We start from the raw sequence: 16,902 nt of genomic DNA on the forward strand, positions 1-16,902 counted from the left end.
TTTTCTTTTCTGCGGTTAATGAAAGTTTGACATCAGCGTCTCAACATCATTTCGATTCTCACATCAAGAACCTGCCATCCGCTATTCCTGATGCAGGCCGCATTCTGTTTTCTCCCGTCCGGCCCATCTTCCAGCCCTCTCATCGTTCGGGTCCGGGGAAGGCAATGTACACATTTCACAGCCTATGCTCGGATAATGTTGATCGTGCAGTTTGTTATAAGGCAAATTGTGCAGGCGGATGTACGTCCAAACGTCATCCCATGTCCAGTGGATGAGCGGGCAAATTTTGATGAGCTTAAACTTCTGGTCCAGGTTTACGTATTGAATATGCTTTCTCGTTGGCGACTGCTCCCGGCGCAGTCCTGAAATCCAAGCTGTCATGCCGGACAGGTGCTTATTGAGCGGTTCAATTTTCCGCAATTGGCAGCAGAGGTTCGGGTTATGCTTCCACAGCTCTCCGCCGTACTTCGTCTCCTGTTCTGTTAAGCTCAGCTCGGGTTCGAGCATCTGGATTGCAAATCCCGGATATCGCTCTTTGACGGTCTCGATCAGCTCATATGTTTCCTGAAAATGAAGCCCGGTATCCAAAAAGATGATGTGTGCGTTTTTGTTGACTTTTGATATTAAGTCTAGAAGCACCATTCCTTCTGCGCCAAAGCTGCATGCGTACACAATCTTTTCTCCGTACGTTCGGTAAGCCCACTTCAACACATCGAGCTCATCGATCAATTGATCCGTTATCTGTTTGGACAGCATGTCGTTCCATGTGTCATATGTGATGGTTTCGTTCAACGTTTTCCCCCCGTTTGCATCTGCTTTTTTTATCTATTGATCGAGTTATAGGCAGACTATTCATTTTTTGCATAAAGGTTCAGGGTTTTTACGTGCCGCGCCCGCCTAAAATGAGGTGCGGAACCATTAAGAGCCCGGCTGAATATGCTTTTTAGCAAAATGGTTTTATGTCCAAGGAGAGGTAGTATGCCGATTGCCATTTATCAGGGGCATCATCATTCGCTTGCCCCGGCGGACATTAACATCGTCATTGATGTCATCAGAGCTTTTACGGTCGCCCATTATGCGTTTATCGGCGGGGCGAAAGAGATTTTGTTGGTCCGGACAGCTGATGAAGCCTTTGCGCTGAAAGACACCTATCCGGATTATGTTTTGACGGGAGAGGAAAAGGGGGTCGGTATCAGCGGATTTGATTTAGATAATTCTCCAAAACGCATGGCTGGGCAGGATATGGCGGATAAGCGCCTAATCCAGAAAACAACAAACGGCGTCACAGCAGCATTGGGGGCGCTGAACGCAAAGCATCTGTTCGTAACTGGATTTTCCAATGCCAAAACAACGGCAGAGCATGTGAAAAAGCTCGCCGCAAACGATTGTGTCGTGAACATTGTGGCTTCCCACCCATCAGGTGATGACGATATGGCGTGTGCGGAGTATATCAAAGGCATCATTGAAGGGACAAATGCGGTAACGGCTGAGGAGGCGATTCAAAGAATAAAACGCTCTTCTGTTGCGGAGAAGTTTTTTGACAGCCGCCAGCCATTGTTTGATTCGGAAGACATCGTTTACTGTACAAAAGAACTGACGGGCGATTTTGTGATGAAAGTGAAACAAGGTGGAGAAGTTCCAACGATAGAGAGGGTCATAATATGAATGATTTTTCACTAGAATTGCCAGTGAGAACAAATAAGCCGAGAGAAACCGGGCAGTCCATTTTAATTGATAACGGCTATCCCTTGCAATTTTTTAAAGATGTCATAGCCGGAGCGTCCGACTATATTGATTTTGTGAAATTCGGCTGGGGCACATCATTACTTACGAAAGATCTTGAAGAAAAAATCAGCACACTGAAAGAACATGACATTACATTTTTCTTTGGCGGCACACTGTTCGAAAAGTACGTAAGCCAGAAAAAAGTGAATGAATTTCATCGGTATTGCACCTATTTCGGCTGTGAATATATTGAGATTTCAAACGGTACGCTCCCGATGACAAATAAAGAGAAAGCGGCTTTCATTGCCGATTTTTCTGATGAATTTCTTGTGCTCAGTGAGGTGGGCAGCAAGGATGCGGAATTAGCAAGCCGGCAAAGCTCTGAGGAATGGCTTGAATATATCGTTGAGGATATGGAAGCGGGCGCAGAAAAAGTGATTACAGAAGCCAGAGAAAGCGGAACGGGAGGGATCTGTTCCAGCAGCGGCGATGTCAGATTTCAAATTGTTGACGACATCATTTCCTCGGATATTGATATCAACAGGCTGATTTTTGAAGCGCCTAACAAAACGCTTCAGCAAGGGTTTATTCAAAAAATCGGGCCGAATGTGAATCTGGCCAATATTCCATTTCATGATGCCATCGCGTTGGAAACGCTGCGTTTAGGGCTAAGATCCGATACCTTTTTTCTGTAAAATAGCGGCTGCGGGGCTCTCGTCGTGAAGAGAGCCTCTGCCTATTATTTTTTATGGCGGTACATAGGCGTGAGATAGGGAAGTGAGGTCAGACGGATGTTGTAGATGAAGTCGATGACTCTTGTCGATATCACTTGGCATATGAGGGCTTGAATGACGATGCCCCAGTCAATAATAGACGCGGTGACCATAAAAATGATGCAATTCATGATGAGCAGGATCGTTCCGGGATTCCCGCCGCGGTAGATAGAAATCATCAGAGCAAGTGCTCCGAACCCTCCGTTTGAAATTTTATATTTGTATAAAAGTCCGATGCCGAGTCCCAATAACACTGCGCCGCTTGCCAGATCAAGCCACAGATTAGATGTGATATCCGGAAAAACCGCATCAAAGATCAATACCGAGACAGAGGTGACGGTGATAGAAGCGAGGGTGCCGGTGAATGTTCTCATCTCCAGCCATTTTAAAGCGGTAAAAAGCATTGATACATTCACAGCCCACACTGAAAATCCGTGGGGGATTTGAAACAGATAATGCAATAGCACCGCAATACCTGCTGCACCGCCTGTTGGAATATCATGCGGAAATAAAAACAAGGACATGCCGAGTCCCTGTAGTACGCCGCCTACGACAATCATAAACGTAAGTTTTGCTTTCATCAGCAGTTCAGCCATTAAGTCATTTGCTCCTTTATGAAAAGACTTGTCCGCTGTTTTCATTTTATGAGGCTGTCCATTATTTATGTCTCAAAATAAAGAAATGGCCCAGCTTAATATGCTGAGCCATCCCACTTGTAGCGATTGACGATCTCCATATTGATCTCTGTTCCAATGCCTTTTCCTTTCGGGATGTGGACCATTCCTTTTGAAGGCTGCAGGCTGACGAGATCGGTAAAAGGATTCTCCATGACGTCCCACTCGATCGGTTCAATGTGATCGTTCTTCATTTTAGACCATGGGGGCAGACAGGCTTGTGCAAATAAAGCATAGAGCCGTGAGAGCGATCCGTCATATGCATGGGCGGATGCTCTGACGCCGAAATAACGCGCGAGCTGGAGGCAGTCCCGAAACTCATCAATTCCGTTGACATGCATGACATCGGGCTGAATGATATCCAAACAGCGCTGTGAAAGGAGAGGCACATATTGCGCCGGGCCTTTCATGTTTTCTCCGCCGGCAACAGGAACAGACAAACGGCTTCGAAGCATAGCGTAATCCTGCGGCTGATCAAAGGGCAAAGGCTCCTCAAGCCAGCCAATGTTCGTCCATTCGGAGAAATAACGCTCCCATTTAAAAGCCGCAGCGGCATCGTAGCTTTGGTTTGCGTCCAGAATCATCGTAATGGAGCTGCCTGCTGTATGCTGCAGCGCATTGATGTGCCGGACATCCTCCTTGAATGAAGTCCCGCCAATTTTGACTTTGATTTGCTCAAACCCTTTTTTCAACTGGGCTTCAACATTGGAGACTGAGCGGCTGATCCATTGCGGGGAGTCTGAGTACGATTGAAAAGACGCGTACACAGGAATCTCCTCTCTGTATCGTCCGCCCCATAATTCGCAAACCGAACAATCCGCAGCTTTGGCTGCAATCTCTGTCAGCGCCATGCTTACAGCGGAGGCCGCCCGCTGGTGCCATTTTTGAATCGTGCGCACTAATGACAGGCGGCTGCCGGCCTGTTTTCCTAATAGAAATGGGATGATCCGCTTCGTAAAACCGACATGGAGAGCAGGGAGCCAATCAACGCATTCTCCCCAGCCGTCTATCCCGCTTTCGGTGATAATCCTGATGAGATAACAAGTCCGATATCGTTTAAACCCATTGGCATCTCCGTATGGCTTTTCTAATCGGTGAAATAGCGGAAAGGTTTCAATCCGTACAATTTTCAAACTGGGTGCTACCTTTCCTCAGCGGGCTGGAGCCGATTGCCAGCCATTTTAGGGTCTTCTTTTGCTTTTGTTTCTTCATTGTTTTGCTTCACATGGATGAGCATCATCACAAGAATCCCGACAACGAGAGTCAATCCCGCGATGCTTAAAAACATGCCGGGTCTGGACCATTGCATCAGGCGGCCGAAAATCGGAGGACCGATCGCTACCCCTAAGAAACGTACAGAGCCGTACAGCGAGGTGACAAATCCCCGTCTTTCTTTGCCGACAGCCCCGGTAATAAAACTGTTCACACAAGGAAGGACAAGACCTGAGCCTATACTGCTCAGTACAAGAACACTGATAAAAAGGACAAGATTTTCAATGAATGACAGTGCCGCGTAGGATACGGTCATGAACGCCAATCCAAGTACGATCAGCTTTTTCATTAACGATTGCTTTTGCCCGATTTTGCTTCCTGTTGTATAGGACGTCACACACATAACCAAAAGCGGGATCGCTAAAATCAAGCCTTTCTTCACGCCGTCGGTGTCGTATGTTTTTTCAAGAACATCTGAGAGATAAAACAGGATGCCGAATAAAGTAAACAAACAGGTCGCACCTGCTAAATAAGCGGTAAACAGCCATCTGCCTTCATGTTTAAAGACACTTAACAGCCCTTTTGCATATTTTCCGATTGGTGGCGGTTCTTTTTCCTTTTTCTTTTCTTTAATAAAAATCCAAGTCAGTACGATCGAAATGATACAAAACACAGGAAAGGCAAAAAACGCGCCATACCAGACAAGCAGGGCGATCAGCGAGCCAATGATCGGCGATAGCACTTTCCCCATGCCGTTTGAAGCTTCAACAAGGCCGAGCACCTTGCTCTCCTGGGCGCCTTTAAACAGATCTCCCGTCAGTGCCATGGCAATTGGGCCGGTTCCGGCTGCCCCGATTCCCTGTAACGCTCGTCCTGCCATGACCCAAGGGTAGGCATTGTCAAAAAAACCTGCCGCAAACCCGGCTAACAAACCGCCGGCACCATACAAAATTAAGCAGGGAATAATGATGACTTTCCTTGAGAATCGGTCTGCGAGATAACCGACAATCGGAATCGCAAAAGCTGCAATCAAGGAAAATACTGTGATCACGAGACTGACTTGAAATTGTGATAAATGAAGTTCAGATTTCATTTTTGGCAAAATCGGAATAAGCATCGAGTTTCCTAGGGTTAATATTAAAGGGATTGAACCGATTGCTACAACCGTCATTCCGTTATTTTGTTTTGATGATTCCATCTCAGAGCACACTCCTTTTCTTCTGCTTAGAATGTCCCTGATGGCTTCGTTTATTCAGCGATCAGACAGCAAAAAACCGAACAGAAGATACCTGTTCGGGAAAAAAGAGGGTTAACCGAGAGCCTGTGAAATCAAAGCATATAAGTGTCCATTTTGAATAGGCGCTTTTTTCTGATAAAACAAAAGCGGAGGTTCATCATCTTTACGAAATCCCATTTCTATCAGGCTGTCATGCAGAGACGTGTGTTCACTCGGTATATCGATTCGCATCGGCCCTTGTTTGCCGGCCGCCAGCCTGTTAATTATTTGTGCTGCAACATCTGATGATGGAGCGATGATAGGGCCGAATTTCAAATTGGCCGGTGTCTGTACAGAAAGTCCGTAGCCAATTAGCTGTCCGTCATGATTTCTGGCGATGATACATTCGCATGAAGCAGAAATAAGCTGCTGCAAAAGATTTGATCGATCTCCGCCAAAGGCTTCCAGATCCGCCGCGGTTAAGTCGTGAAAGTCTTGTTCTCTAAAGGATGTCAGTTCAGCATCAAGCTTTTTTGTATAAGGTTGAAAACTGTGACAGCTGTACTTTCGCACTGAACCTGCCGTATGAAAACCTGCTTTTTCATAAAGCGGCAAACCTTCTTTTGTGGCGCAAAGCCTGATGGCGGTGTTTTCACCCGCTTGGGGGATACAGGCGTTTACCATACGCCGGCCGAGACCGAGCCGTTGATATTCTTTGTCCACGATCACGAGGCCGATAGAAGCAAGCCGGCCAAACAAAAACAAGCCGATGCAGGAAATAATATCACCGCTGACATTTTGATAGCCGAAAAAGCGTCCTTGCTGGACAAGCAGTGCCAGCTCTTGTTCGCCGTAATCCGGCCACCCGGCTTGCCTGCAAAGCCGTAATAAGCCGGAAACATGTTCTTCATGAAGCTCAATCAGCTCATCCACTAAATCCATAAGATCACCTGCTTGTTCCTAGTGTTTTGTACATGACAATATGAGTGCCTATGCCGGGAATCTCAAACGGTTCGCCGAGTACTTCCCACCCAAGCTTTGAATAGTAGCCTTTCACATGGCTTCTGGCATTGCACCAGACTGCCTGAACGCCGTTCTTTGCCAGTTTCTCTTCCGCGTGTTTGATCAGCGTGCTCCCGCCTTTTTGATCGCGATATCCTTCAAGCGTTGCCATGCCTCTCAGCCGATATGCTGGGGATTCTGTTATTAATGGCTGATTTTGCGGGGAAAAAGAAGCGATGCTGATCAGCTTTCCTTCAAAAAACGCGCCGAGATGAAAGGAGCCTTTTGCATGATCCTCTTCATATTTGCATTGTTCAATGGATTGATGGGGACGCAGAATGCGGTGCCGGATTTCATATGTATCTTCCGCGGAAATGGTTTTGACTTCGAGCATAATGTTCCTCCTCATGACTGTTTTTCTATATCGTAACACGAATCCCGTTGAAAAAGACCGCCCGATTGGATCAGACAGTCTTTTAAGGGATTAATGCAAAAAGATATTTTGGCGCTGCTCATCTTTTTGCTGAATATAGGAAGTGAGCTCGGCGGTTAAGTCAGATCTGAGGAAAGGCGTTATCAAGTAGATGCCGTTAAACAGCTCGCATGCCGTATCCAGCAGGGAGCGTGCAATTGCAAGGCCTTCCGCCTTTTGCTTTTCTTTATCTTCACCGGCATGGGCCATTTTTTCGCGAATCGTATCAGACAGCTTAATGCCGGGAATTTCATTATGGATGAATTCGGCATTCCGGCTGCTTGTCAGCGGCATGATGCCGATATAGATCGGCGTCTTCAGATGTTTTGTTTCGTTATGGATATCGACAAGCTGCTGCTCGGAATAGACAGGCTGAGAAACAAAATAATCTGCGCCGCAATCTATTTTTTTCTCAAGCCGTTTTACCGCTTTATCCAGATGGCGGACGTTAGGATTAAATGCGGCGGCAACTGAGAAATTCGTTTTCTTGCCGAGCGGTTTTCCAGACAGAGACAGACCTTCATTGAATTGTTTGATCAGCCTGATTAAATCAAAAGATGTTAAATCATATACAGACGTCGCACCAGGAAAATCCCCGATTTTAGAAGGGTCACCTGTAATCGCAAGCACGTCATTCAGCCCTAACGTATCAAGGCCCATTAAATGTGACTGTAAGCCGATAATGTTACGGTCACGGCACGTAATATGGACAAGGGAACGCATATCGAGCTGTTGCTTGATGAGAGCGCCGCAGGCAACATTGCTGATCCGCGGGGTCGCCAGAGAATTGTCAGCGAGTGTCAGGGCATCGATTCCCGCTTCTTTTAATTCGGCAGCAGCGGACAGAAATTTGTCAAAGCTCAGTTTTTTCGGCGGATCCAGCTCTACGATAATAGAGCGTTTTTTCGCTGCGATCTCATCCAGGCCGGGCTCGGTTCGCTCGTGATGAACAGAAATGAATTCTTTGGCCCGGGTTTTGACTTCTTTTTCCGTAATCGGAGCCAGCCCGCCAACTGCTTCCGCCATCGCCCTAATGTGATTCGGCGTTGTGCCGCAGCAGCCGCCGATAATCCGCGCGCCTTGCTTACGGAATTCTGACGCGCTGTTTTGAAAATACGTGTCGTCTGTTTCATAGACGAGCCGTCCCTCTTCAAGCGAAGGGAGACTGCTGTTCGGATAAACGGATAAGAATACGTCATCAAAAATCGGCACTTCGCTGAGCGCTTCAATCATGTGATAAGGGCCGAGGCGGCAGTTAATGCCGACGATATCAGCTCCGAGATCCGCAATCGAGCGCAATGCGTCAGAAAGCGGCGTTCCGTCCTGCAATACGCCTTGCTCGTGCATGGAGACATTGAGCATAATCGGAAGATCAGTCTCTTTGCGCGCGATTTTCAGCACTTCACGGGCTTCTTCCAAATCATAATATGTTTCTAACAGCAAGCCATCCGGCTCTTCATGCAGCAGCAGATACAACTGCTCGCGGAAGCTGCGCTTAATTTCGTCAAGACTGTACGCGTTTTTATTAAATGTCCGTATGCCGCCCATCGTTCCAAGCACGTATGCATCGCCTGCTGAAGCCCGCGCAATCTTTACGGCCTCCTGATTCATTTTTTTGATGTCATCCTCAAGACCGTGTCTGGATAATTTAATATAGTTGGCCCCGTACGTATTCGTTTGAATAATGTTGGCTCCCGCTTCAACATACGCTTTATGTATGCGCTGAATTTCCTCCGGCTTTGAAATATTGAGCTCCTCAAAACACCTGTCAATGCCATAGGAGTAGAGGAGTGTCCCCATGGCGCCGTCACCGATTAACACCTGTCTTTGCAAATCTTCTAAAAGTCCCATTGTCTGCCTCCTTTATTCACGTCAGCAAGGAAAAAAGAGAAATAAAAAAAGTCCTCTTAAGAAGAAGACTTTGTCAGTGATTTTGTCTCTTCTTATCTTCCAAGCTGTTCGAGCTTGCTGGATTTAGCACCTTGGTCATGGCTGATCGCCATTACACCGGTTGCTGAAGCTTCGTCGGGCCAGTCCCTCTGCTTCTCTTGATAAGAACGGATATGAAATTTTCGTGTCAGGAAGTGCCAAAAGATACCTGGCGTTTTTCCCTTTCTCCAAATTTACCGAAAATAAAGACAATAATCAATAGGAATCAGAAAATTTATCTGAAATTTATAAATTGAACGTCAATTGGCAGGTCTGCTCCCCGCACAGCTGAGATAATCTGCTGCAGGTCATCTTTGTTTTTTCCGGTGACACGCACTTGATCATCCTGCACCTGAGACTTTACTTTCAGTCCGGAGTTTTTGATGATCGTATTGATTTTTTTTGCGTTGTCCTTGTCAATGCCTTGAACAAGCTTTGCACGCTGGCGTACCGTTCCGCCTGACGCGTTTTCAACCTTGCCGTACTCAATGTTTTTTGTCGGTACGTTTCGTTTAATCAATTTGCTGACGAGCACATCTTTCAGCTGGCTTAATTTGAAGTCGTCATCAGAAACGAGGACCAGCTCCTCTTTATCTAAAGAAATGTCGCTTTTGCTGCCTTTAAAGTCATATCGGGTACTGATTTCCTTCAGTGCGATTTGGATTGCGTTTTGCACTTCAGGCAATTCTACCTTGGATACAATATCAAATGAGCTTTCTTTTGCCATATGAAAACCTCCATAACATTTAACTTATGTGTTGATTATAGTAGAATAAAGAGAAACTTCCAATAGAACAAAGAATCAATTTGTGATGATTGGAAAAAATGTTAACAAAATCCGCAGAGAATAAGCGGAACAGGAAGGACGATAGCATGAGACCAGGGCAGCAATTAACCTTGAGTATAGATCACCAAACCGACTTCGGTTACTTTTTAACCGATGGGGAAGATACGGTTCTCTTACATAACAGTGAAATGACTGAGGATATCGAGGACAGAGACGAAGTAGAAGTCTTTATATACGTAGACCAGCAGGAAAGGCTTGCGGCCACGATGAAAATTCCGGTCATCAGCGCGGATGAATATGGCTGGGTTGAAGTGGTGGATAAAGTGGAAGATATGGGCGTTTTCGTTGATGTCGGTTTATCGAAGGACGCACTAGTCGCAACTGAGCATTTGCCGCCGTACGAAGATGTCTGGCCGCAAAAAGGGGACAAACTTTACTGTATGCTGAAGGTGACGAACCGGGGGCGCATGTTTGCGAAACCAGCGCCGGAAGATATCATCAGCGAACTGTTTACCGACGCTTCAGAAGATCTGATGAATAAAGAGCTGACAGGTACGGTGTACAGGCTGATCGCATCGGGTTCATTCGTGATCACGGATGACGGTATCCGCTGTTTTATTCACCCGTCAGAAAGAAAAGAGGAGCCAAGACTCGGTTCAAGAGTCACAGGCCGGGTGATTCAAGTGAAAGAAGACGGTTCAGTCAACTTGTCGCTGCTTCCAAGAAAACAGGATGCAATGTCAGTTGATGCTGAGTGCATTCTAACGTATATGAGAACGAGAAACGGTGCCATGCCGTACAGTGACAAAAGCCAGCCTGATGATATCAGAGAACGTTTTAATATGAGCAAAGCCGCCTTTAAACGCGCGCTGGGCCATTTGATGAAAAACGGAAAAGTGTATCAGGAAAATGGATGGACATACGAGAAAAAATAGCATGAAAACGGCTCGCCTGCAGCAGACTGCGGAGCGAGCCGTTTTTTTATGTCTAGTTTAATTCATCAACCAGCGTTCTGATTGCCATTTCGCGATCCACATTGTCTGAAATCGCAATCGGCGTAATATCAATGGCGAGAATGATCAGAATCAGGGCACCTGCTGCAGCAACATAAGAAACATAATAGAAATAGTTAGCGGTATCAACAGTGTTGACAAGCTCGGCCTGAACTCTGGATGTATCATCCTTGGAAGCGGCGATTTCCTTTGCAGCTTCTACTTTTTCTTCAACGATTTGACCTGCTTTTTTCAGCAGTTCATCCACTTTCAATGCATCTTTGCTGTAAACAGCTTTCTTCAGGTTATCAAAAAAGTCAGCATCCTCTTTTTTAATATCAGCGACAACCTGATTGGCAAAAGCCTTTGCCTGTTTTGTGTTGAGTTTGTCTGTCATCGCTTTATTAAAGACCTCTGGAAGCTGTTTGCCAACTTCCCCTTGGGCAAACACAAAGCCTTTAAAAATTTCCTCACCTGAATACTCAAGCTGCTTTGCCTGTGCCACACTTTCTTGCTGCTTCACCAAAAACACAGTCGTCACCAATACAACCGACAAAAATACTAGAAACGCCTTCTTCAAACTGAAACCTCTCCCTTCTTGTGTTTTTTATTCCACAACAGTCTGCGAATATATGTAAATTGAATCGTGGAATCGATAGGAGTGAGATACAATATCAAAATGCCGGCCATGATAATGGAAAAACTGATGAGGCCCAGCATGACTGCAAAAATCTCATGCATAAAAACAGCGATGATCAAAATCAATCTCCAATGCTTCTTCGGCGCAAACAGCGCCGCGAAGATGACAATTTGAACCAGCAGCGTCCCCCATGTCGGAATCACCACGAACGGACTTGTTACAATTGGCTTCGTTAACGCCTGAAAAAAGCCGTTGAAGCCAATGGTTTTTTCCTGGGCAAAATAATAGACGGCCGTTCCGTCCACCCATTCCTGCTGAGACAGCTTAGCGACGGTAGAGTGAAAATAAAGCACCGCCACTTGGATTCTGATCACAAAATAAGAAATAAAAGCTGTTATTTTTCTAAGTGTTCTTTTGCCCTCTATAGGTCTCGTACTCCAATGCGATTTTCTCGGATCGGTCAGCGTGATGGGAAGCAATAAAAAGGTTATGACGGCTGCTGCCTGCTCGCCTCCGTCGATGACGATCAGCGATGACTGCAGGCTGTAACTGACATACCAATGCAGAACCCCGGTGATTCTGGGGCGCCAGCCAATGACAACAAGCACCAGAATGGCAATGCAGACCCATCTGAAAAGATTTAACATCATATAGTTATTTTCACCAAGGCAAAAGAGACTGAGATTCATTTTACAAGCTGGATAGCTGCTGATACCGCTGGCTGGCTTCATAATGAGGCTCGGGTGATTGATGAGCAGCGTCAGCAGGCTGGATAGCGCAATGATGCTTCGCGCGAGGCCGTATACATTTGTCCACGGGTTTCTTTCGTCCCATCTGGTGATGGTCTGTTTTATGTTTTCGAGCATGAAATCACAACCTTGACTATGCTTTTTACCTGATAAGACGAAGGGGTGTATTTAGAATAGCTCCAAGGAACAATATCCTCTTTCGTCAAATAGTAGCTGCCACAAAGCAGCGGGCGGGGAGCGGGTGTTTTTAATTGCACGGTTTTGGCTTTGCTTTTGCATGCGCCGAGGTCCTTTTCTTTACATGCTGTCCACTGTTCCTTGCCGACTTGGCTGTAGATCACGCCCATTTCAACGCCTTGTGACCGCCCATACCGATAAAGGCCGAATAGGTTGTCAGCCCTCATATTGGGCCATCTGACCTTGGCGCTGGCATTTTCAGCCTCATATAAGCCGATTGCAGTATCACGCGGATTTTTGCTAAAAAAGCCCCAGCCCTGAGGGAGGATGCTGGACATGAGAAATTTGGAGTCCTTTGTCAGCGGGATCGGGGTTGTCCCTAAGCTGCCAATAATAGAAAACAGAAATAGCGAACCCCAAAGGATTGAAAAAATGACAAAAAATGATATCGATTTCTGCATTCGACTGCTCCTTTTAACCTGAAGAATCGTTTTTACACTTTTCATAATATAAAAACATTTATGTAATAAAAAGGTTAAGAAGTATGAGAAATTCCATTTTTGTTAAAAGGAAAAACAGGACATTTTACACTGCTATATGTGATTGATATATAGTGGTTTTTTCGATATATTTAAACCATGAAAACGAATCAAGTTAATGACCGCTGGATTGTTCAATTTCGAAAAGGGATTTTCGAGCTGGCCATCCTATCCCTTCTGCGTTCTAAACCGATGTACGGTTATGAGCTGACATCATCCTTAAAAACCACCTCGGCGCTGGCTATTTCAGAGGGAGCGATTTATCCGATTTTGAAACGTATGACCGAGAAGGGATGGATCGAATTTTTTTGGGAAGATTCACTGGACGGCCCGAAAAGAAAGTATTACAAAATGACACAAAAAGGAGAAGAAATGTTAAAAGAACGGCTGGAGAAATACCTGGAAACCCATCAAGCCTTACTGTCTTTATCGGGGGATTTGCTATGAATGGACAGCTTATCATTGACCGATACATGGAGGAACTAAATGCAGAGCTGGCGAATATGCCTGATGTAGAGAGAGAAAACGCTATCGACGAATTAAAGGGGCATATCACCGCTTTCGTTCAAGACAGAATCAAAGCCGGCCTTAGTGAAGAGGAACTGCAGAAAGCTGTTGAATCTGAATTTTCTCATCCGAAGGAGCTTGCCGAATTGATGATGGGTGATGGGGGAGAGACGAAAAGGAGGAGGTCTTTATTGGGCAAAAGCTGGCTTTCGGTCCTTCTCATTGTCACGATTATCGCCCTGCCGCTGCTGCCGTCCGACTTCAGACATCTGCCGCTGGCTGTTTATTTAATGGTGCTCGCCGGATATGTATGGAAGCGGAAAAAATTGATGATGTTTGCAGGTGTCAGAAAAAACAAAATGCGCTCTCAAAAGGAGATTGTTACGATTTCGCGAGTCGGTGCGGTTTATCTGCTGTTTTTAGCAGTGCTGCTTCTTTTGAGCCCGTTCCTCAATGCGCTTGTCGTCCTGCTGCTGATTGCAGTAAGCTGCGCCGCTTTTTTTCTTTTTCTTAACATCAAGTAATCTTGTAGGAGGCTGTAAGATGGAAATCAGCATCAATTATCTATTAATTGTCATCGCGCTTTTATTCTTTGTGGTTGCCTATTTTGTCGGAATCAAAAAACAAACCTGGATGCTGGCTGGGTTTAACGAGGCGCGTATACGGGATAAAGACCGGCTGGCCAGAATAGCAGGCTACTTTTTCTTGAATTCCGGTTTGTTCATTTTGCTGAATAGTTTTATCTCATTTCAAGGTCAGGAGCAGCTCATACCTCCGCTTATACTGGCATATGGAGCAGGGGTTATTATTTATGTCAATAAAAAATTAGTAGAGTAGAAAAAGAAGGGCAGAGCGAAGTATCTCCGCCCTTCTTTTTTGGGAAAATAAGAACGAAGCACCACATACAAGTTTTTGTATTTTTGATAGGATGAAGAAAAATGGTAGATTCCAAAATAGGAAGGATGTGGTGTTTTGCGCAACCTGACCAAGACATCTCTATTACTGGCCGGCTTATGTACGGCGGCCCAAATGGTTTTTGTAACACATGCCTCAGCTGATCAAAGCATCAAATACGACCATACGTATCAAACCCCTTCATACATCATCGAAAAGTCATCGCAGAAGCCGGTACAAAACACAATCCAGAAAGAATCGCTATTTTCCTATCTTGACAAGCATCAAACGCAGTTTAAGCTCAAAGGGAATGCGAACAGTCATTTTCGCATTTCGAAAACCATAAAGGATCCAAAAACAAAACAAACGTTTTTTAAATTAACGGAGGTTTACAAAGGAATTCCGATTTACGGCTTTGAACAAGCGGTCGCGATGAAGGAAAACAAACAAGTGAAAAGTTTCTTTGGAAAGGTGCATCCGCAAATCAAGGACGTCTCCATCACACCGTCTATTTCCGAGAAAAAAGCAATACATACAGCAAGGCGTGAGCTCGAGGCTTCCATTGGAAAAATCGAATATCTTGATGGGGAACCAAAAGGCGAATTATATATCTATCCACACGACGGTGAATATGATCTCGCCTACCTTGTGAGACTCTCGACATCTGAACCTGATCCTGGCTATTGGCATTATTTCATCGATGCCAAAAACGGAAAGGTCATTGAGTCCTTTAATGCCATTCATGAAGCGGCAGGTACAGGAATCGGCGTATCAGGTGATGAAAAAAGCTTTGACGTCACAGAACAAAATGGGCGCTTTTATTTGGCTGACGAAACAAGGGGAAAAGGGATCAATACATTTGACGCGAAGAACCTGAACGAAACCTTGTTTACGCTTTTGTCTCAACTGATCGGGTATACGGGCAAAGAAATAGTCAGCGGCACGTCCGTATTTAATGAACCTGCGGCTGTAGACGCACACGCAAATGCGCAAGCCGTTTACGATTATTACAGCAAGACATTTGGCCGTGATTCTTTTAATCGAAACGGAGCAAGAATTACGTCTACCGTGCATGTCGGCAAACAATGGAACAATGCTGCGTGGAACGGTGTCCAGATGGTATACGGGGATGGAGACGGTTCGAAATTTAAGCCGCTGTCTGGATCGCTCGACATTGTCGCGCATGAAATCACACACGCAGTCACACAGTATTCCGCCGGTCTTTTATATCAAGGAGAACCCGGTGCATTAAATGAGTCCATTTCTGACATTATGGGCGCGATGGCTGACCGTGATGATTGGGAGATCGGCGAAGATGTCTATACTCCTGGTATTGCAGGAGATTCATTGCGGTCATTGGAGGACCCATCTAAGGAGGGAAATCCAGATCATTACTCGAACCGCTACACAGGAACAGAGGATTATGGCGGAGTCCATATCAATTCGTCCATTCACAATAAAGCAGCTTATCTTCTTGCAGAAGGAGGCGTGCACCACGGTGTACAGGTTGAAGGGATTGGGCGTGAAGCAAGTGAACAAATTTACTATCGGGCTTTAACATATTATGTAACGGCATCTACAGATTTCAGCATGATGAAGCAAGCGGCGATTGAAGCTGCCAATGATTTATACGGTGAAGGCTCGAAGCAATCAGCTTCAGTCGAAAAGGCGTATGAGGCTGTCGGAATTCTATAAGCAAACAAAAACAGTCAGGACACAGAGTCTGACTGTTTTTGTTTGCTCATTTTCTTAAAAAGAATATCGCCAATGTACCTGGGCCGGCATGCGAGCCGATTGCTGAACTGATTGGATGCATAATGATTTCTTTCGGCTTGAACGCTTCCTCAATCAGGTGTTTCATGTCCGTGGCTTTTTCTTTGTTCGCGGCATAGCTGATCCCGACGGTTTGATCGCTCCAATCATCCCCGCGCTCTTTCATAAGCTCGATGATCCGTTTGAAAAGTTTCTTCTGTCCGCGGATTTTTTCCAGAGGCACAAGCTTGCCGTCCTCCATCTGAAGCAGCGGTTTAATATTCAACAGGCCGCCGACAAAAGCGGACGTTTTGGATATCCGGCCGCCCCTCGCGAGATATGTTAAATCATCAACGGTAAAAATGTGTTCAAGCTGGCTGCAAAAGTTCTTTACAGACGTTTCAATTTCTTGTATTGTATTCCCGTTGATACAGAGATCGGCAGCATGCCGGACAGCCAGACCGTATCCTAATGAAGCGCATTTGGAATCAATGACCCGCAAATCGAAATCGGAGAATTCCTCCTTCACTTCATTGGCGATCATTACAGCTGTCTGATACGTGCCGGAGAGACCTGAGGAAAAGGCAATGTAAAGAGCGGGATCACCTGTTTCGGCATATTGCAAAAACACATTTTTAATCGTTTGCGGTGAGGCTTGGGACGTCTTAGGCGTTTCTCCATTTTGCATCGCTTCAAATATTTGATCCGCATGAATTGTGACTGCATCTTCGAATTCTTTATCGCCGAGAGAAACCCTGAGCGGAATAAAGCCAATGCCTTTTTCTTCAAAATAAGAACGAGGCAAATCAGTAGCGCTGTCAGCGATGAGATGAACTGTCATATTGCTTCCCTTCTTTCCGTT

At 45.6% G+C, this 16,902-nt stretch carries 19 protein-coding genes and 1 riboswitch; of the genes, 7 read left to right on the forward strand and 12 right to left on the reverse strand.

The features are described from left to right. Positions 1-81: 81 nt before the first annotated feature. Positions 82-792 carry a phosphoadenylyl-sulfate reductase gene (locus M1D65_RS05895; RefSeq protein WP_124048294.1) on the reverse strand — a complete coding sequence of 237 codons (711 nt, stop codon included), beginning with the start codon at positions 790-792 and terminating at the stop codon, positions 82-84. Positions 793-978: 186 nt separating this feature from the next. Between M1D65_RS05895 and M1D65_RS05900 the strand changes: the two genes are divergently transcribed. Then, on the forward strand, positions 979-1,665 hold the full coding sequence (locus M1D65_RS05900; RefSeq protein WP_456270810.1) for a 2-phosphosulfolactate phosphatase: 687 nt from the start codon (positions 979-981) through the stop codon (positions 1,663-1,665). After that, a complete protein-coding gene (locus M1D65_RS05905) occupies positions 1,662-2,420 on the forward strand; it encodes a phosphosulfolactate synthase (RefSeq protein ID WP_021479581.1) in 759 nt (252 codons plus the stop codon). Before M1D65_RS05900 ends, M1D65_RS05905 begins: the two co-directional genes overlap by 4 nt. A gap of 44 nt (positions 2,421-2,464) precedes the next feature. On the opposite strand, the gene M1D65_RS05910 is transcribed toward M1D65_RS05905, so the two are convergent. The 7 genes from M1D65_RS05910 to M1D65_RS05940 all read right to left on the reverse strand — a co-directional run bounded on the left by M1D65_RS05910 (position 2,465) and on the right by M1D65_RS05940 (position 9,730). After that, entirely contained in the window at positions 2,465-3,094 is a 630-nt protein-coding gene (locus M1D65_RS05910; RefSeq protein ID WP_009966972.1) for a YitT family protein, read from the reverse strand. Positions 3,095-3,189: 95 nt separating this feature from the next. Further along, complete coding sequence (locus M1D65_RS05915) at positions 3,190-4,305, reverse strand: mandelate racemase/muconate lactonizing enzyme family protein (RefSeq protein ID WP_003245056.1); 1,116 nt, start codon at positions 4,303-4,305, stop codon at positions 3,190-3,192. Positions 4,306-4,313: 8 nt separating this feature from the next. Then, positions 4,314-5,582 (reverse strand): MFS transporter, encoded by a 1,269-nt coding sequence (locus tag M1D65_RS05920; protein WP_273797408.1) that lies wholly within the window; start codon positions 5,580-5,582, stop codon positions 4,314-4,316. 111 nt (positions 5,583-5,693) lie between these two features. Then, a complete protein-coding gene (locus tag M1D65_RS05925) occupies positions 5,694-6,542 on the reverse strand; it encodes a GNAT family N-acetyltransferase (RefSeq protein WP_069964097.1) in 849 nt (282 codons plus the stop codon). Between the two features lie 4 nt (positions 6,543-6,546). After that, positions 6,547-6,996: a GNAT family N-acetyltransferase gene (locus tag M1D65_RS05930; RefSeq protein WP_041850997.1), complete on the reverse strand. Its 450-nt coding sequence runs from the start codon at positions 6,994-6,996 to the stop codon at positions 6,547-6,549. A gap of 90 nt (positions 6,997-7,086) precedes the next feature. Then, complete coding sequence (locus M1D65_RS05935) at positions 7,087-8,925, reverse strand: bifunctional homocysteine S-methyltransferase/methylenetetrahydrofolate reductase (protein WP_029317597.1); 1,839 nt, start codon at positions 8,923-8,925, stop codon at positions 7,087-7,089. A gap of 89 nt (positions 8,926-9,014) precedes the next feature. Then, positions 9,015-9,132, reverse strand: a riboswitch (SAM riboswitch). Between the two features lie 106 nt (positions 9,133-9,238). Continuing rightward, a complete protein-coding gene (locus M1D65_RS05940; protein WP_015715659.1) occupies positions 9,239-9,730 on the reverse strand; it encodes a YajQ family cyclic di-GMP-binding protein in 492 nt (163 codons plus the stop codon). Positions 9,731-9,828: 98 nt separating this feature from the next. On the opposite strand from M1D65_RS05940, the gene M1D65_RS05945 reads away from it, so the two are divergent. After that, a complete protein-coding gene (locus M1D65_RS05945; RefSeq protein ID WP_326154083.1) occupies positions 9,829-10,725 on the forward strand; it encodes a CvfB family protein in 897 nt (298 codons plus the stop codon). A 52-nt stretch (positions 10,726-10,777) separates the two neighbouring features. Here the strand turns inward: M1D65_RS05945 and M1D65_RS05950 are convergent, their stop codons facing one another. From M1D65_RS05950 to M1D65_RS05960, 3 genes are read right to left on the reverse strand one after another with little or no spacing between them, the layout of a single operon-like run. After that, positions 10,778-11,362, reverse strand: coding sequence for a sporulation delaying protein family toxin (locus M1D65_RS05950; protein WP_003244950.1), 585 nt, complete (start codon positions 11,360-11,362; stop codon positions 10,778-10,780). Further along, positions 11,359-12,288, reverse strand: coding sequence for a sporulation-delaying protein SdpB family protein (locus tag M1D65_RS05955; protein WP_326154080.1), 930 nt, complete (start codon positions 12,286-12,288; stop codon positions 11,359-11,361). Before M1D65_RS05955 ends, M1D65_RS05950 begins: the two co-directional genes overlap by 4 nt. Beyond that, positions 12,273-12,809, reverse strand: coding sequence for an SdpA family antimicrobial peptide system protein (locus tag M1D65_RS05960; RefSeq protein WP_003245405.1), 537 nt, complete (start codon positions 12,807-12,809; stop codon positions 12,273-12,275). The genes M1D65_RS05955 and M1D65_RS05960 overlap by 16 nt, the downstream gene beginning before the upstream one ends. A 177-nt stretch (positions 12,810-12,986) precedes the next feature. Here M1D65_RS05960 and M1D65_RS05965 point away from each other — a divergent pair, with 177 nt between their 5' ends. The 4 genes from M1D65_RS05965 to nprB all read left to right on the forward strand — a co-directional run bounded on the left by M1D65_RS05965 (position 12,987) and on the right by nprB (position 15,983). Continuing rightward, positions 12,987-13,334, forward strand: a complete 348-nt coding sequence (locus M1D65_RS05965; RefSeq protein ID WP_003245674.1) for a PadR family transcriptional regulator — start codon at positions 12,987-12,989, stop codon at positions 13,332-13,334. After that, positions 13,331-13,918, forward strand: a complete 588-nt coding sequence (locus tag M1D65_RS05970) for an HAAS signaling domain-containing protein (RefSeq protein WP_038829206.1) — start codon at positions 13,331-13,333, stop codon at positions 13,916-13,918. The genes M1D65_RS05965 and M1D65_RS05970 overlap by 4 nt, the downstream gene beginning before the upstream one ends. Before the next feature lie 19 nt (positions 13,919-13,937). Then, positions 13,938-14,231 carry a DUF3784 domain-containing protein gene (locus M1D65_RS05975; RefSeq protein ID WP_003233021.1) on the forward strand — a complete coding sequence of 98 codons (294 nt, stop codon included), beginning with the start codon at positions 13,938-13,940 and terminating at the stop codon, positions 14,229-14,231. Between the two features lie 135 nt (positions 14,232-14,366). After that, positions 14,367-15,983: a neutral protease NprB gene (nprB, locus tag M1D65_RS05980; RefSeq protein ID WP_326154079.1), complete on the forward strand. Its 1,617-nt coding sequence runs from the start codon at positions 14,367-14,369 to the stop codon at positions 15,981-15,983. Positions 15,984-16,029: 46 nt separating this feature from the next. On the opposite strand, the gene M1D65_RS05985 is transcribed toward nprB, so the two are convergent. Beyond that, positions 16,030-16,881: a DegV family protein gene (locus tag M1D65_RS05985; protein ID WP_456270811.1), complete on the reverse strand. Its 852-nt coding sequence runs from the start codon at positions 16,879-16,881 to the stop codon at positions 16,030-16,032. Positions 16,882-16,902 lie beyond the last annotated feature (21 nt).

The organism is Bacillus sp. JZ39, assembly GCF_053903145.1.

Excerpts from the sequence above, each read along its gene's own strand:
- M1D65_RS05985 (WP_456270811.1), bottom strand. The coding sequence starts at position 16,881 with ATGACAGTTCATCTCATCGCTGACAGCGCTACTGATTTGCCTCGTTCT.
- M1D65_RS05900 (WP_456270810.1), top strand. The coding sequence starts at position 979 with ATGCCGATTGCCATTTATCAGGGGCATCATCATTCGCTTGCCCCGGCG.
- M1D65_RS05920 (WP_273797408.1), bottom strand. The coding sequence starts at position 5,582 with ATGGAATCATCAAAACAAAATAACGGAATGACGGTTGTAGCAATCGGT.
- M1D65_RS05910 (WP_009966972.1), bottom strand. The coding sequence starts at position 3,094 with ATGGCTGAACTGCTGATGAAAGCAAAACTTACGTTTATGATTGTCGTA.
- M1D65_RS05925 (WP_069964097.1), bottom strand. The coding sequence starts at position 6,542 with ATGGATTTAGTGGATGAGCTGATTGAGCTTCATGAAGAACATGTTTCC.
- M1D65_RS05960 (WP_003245405.1), bottom strand. The coding sequence starts at position 12,809 with ATGCAGAAATCGATATCATTTTTTGTCATTTTTTCAATCCTTTGGGGT.
- M1D65_RS05945 (WP_326154083.1), top strand. The coding sequence starts at position 9,829 with ATGTTAACAAAATCCGCAGAGAATAAGCGGAACAGGAAGGACGATAGC.
- M1D65_RS05905 (WP_021479581.1), top strand. The coding sequence starts at position 1,662 with ATGAATGATTTTTCACTAGAATTGCCAGTGAGAACAAATAAGCCGAGA.
- M1D65_RS05940 (WP_015715659.1), bottom strand. The coding sequence starts at position 9,730 with ATGGCAAAAGAAAGCTCATTTGATATTGTATCCAAGGTAGAATTGCCT.
- M1D65_RS05935 (WP_029317597.1), bottom strand. The coding sequence starts at position 8,925 with ATGGGACTTTTAGAAGATTTGCAAAGACAGGTGTTAATCGGTGACGGC.
- M1D65_RS05975 (WP_003233021.1), top strand. The coding sequence starts at position 13,938 with ATGGAAATCAGCATCAATTATCTATTAATTGTCATCGCGCTTTTATTC.
- M1D65_RS05970 (WP_038829206.1), top strand. The coding sequence starts at position 13,331 with ATGAATGGACAGCTTATCATTGACCGATACATGGAGGAACTAAATGCA.
- M1D65_RS05965 (WP_003245674.1), top strand. The coding sequence starts at position 12,987 with ATGAAAACGAATCAAGTTAATGACCGCTGGATTGTTCAATTTCGAAAA.
- M1D65_RS05930 (WP_041850997.1), bottom strand. The coding sequence starts at position 6,996 with ATGCTCGAAGTCAAAACCATTTCCGCGGAAGATACATATGAAATCCGG.
- M1D65_RS05955 (WP_326154080.1), bottom strand. The coding sequence starts at position 12,288 with ATGCTCGAAAACATAAAACAGACCATCACCAGATGGGACGAAAGAAAC.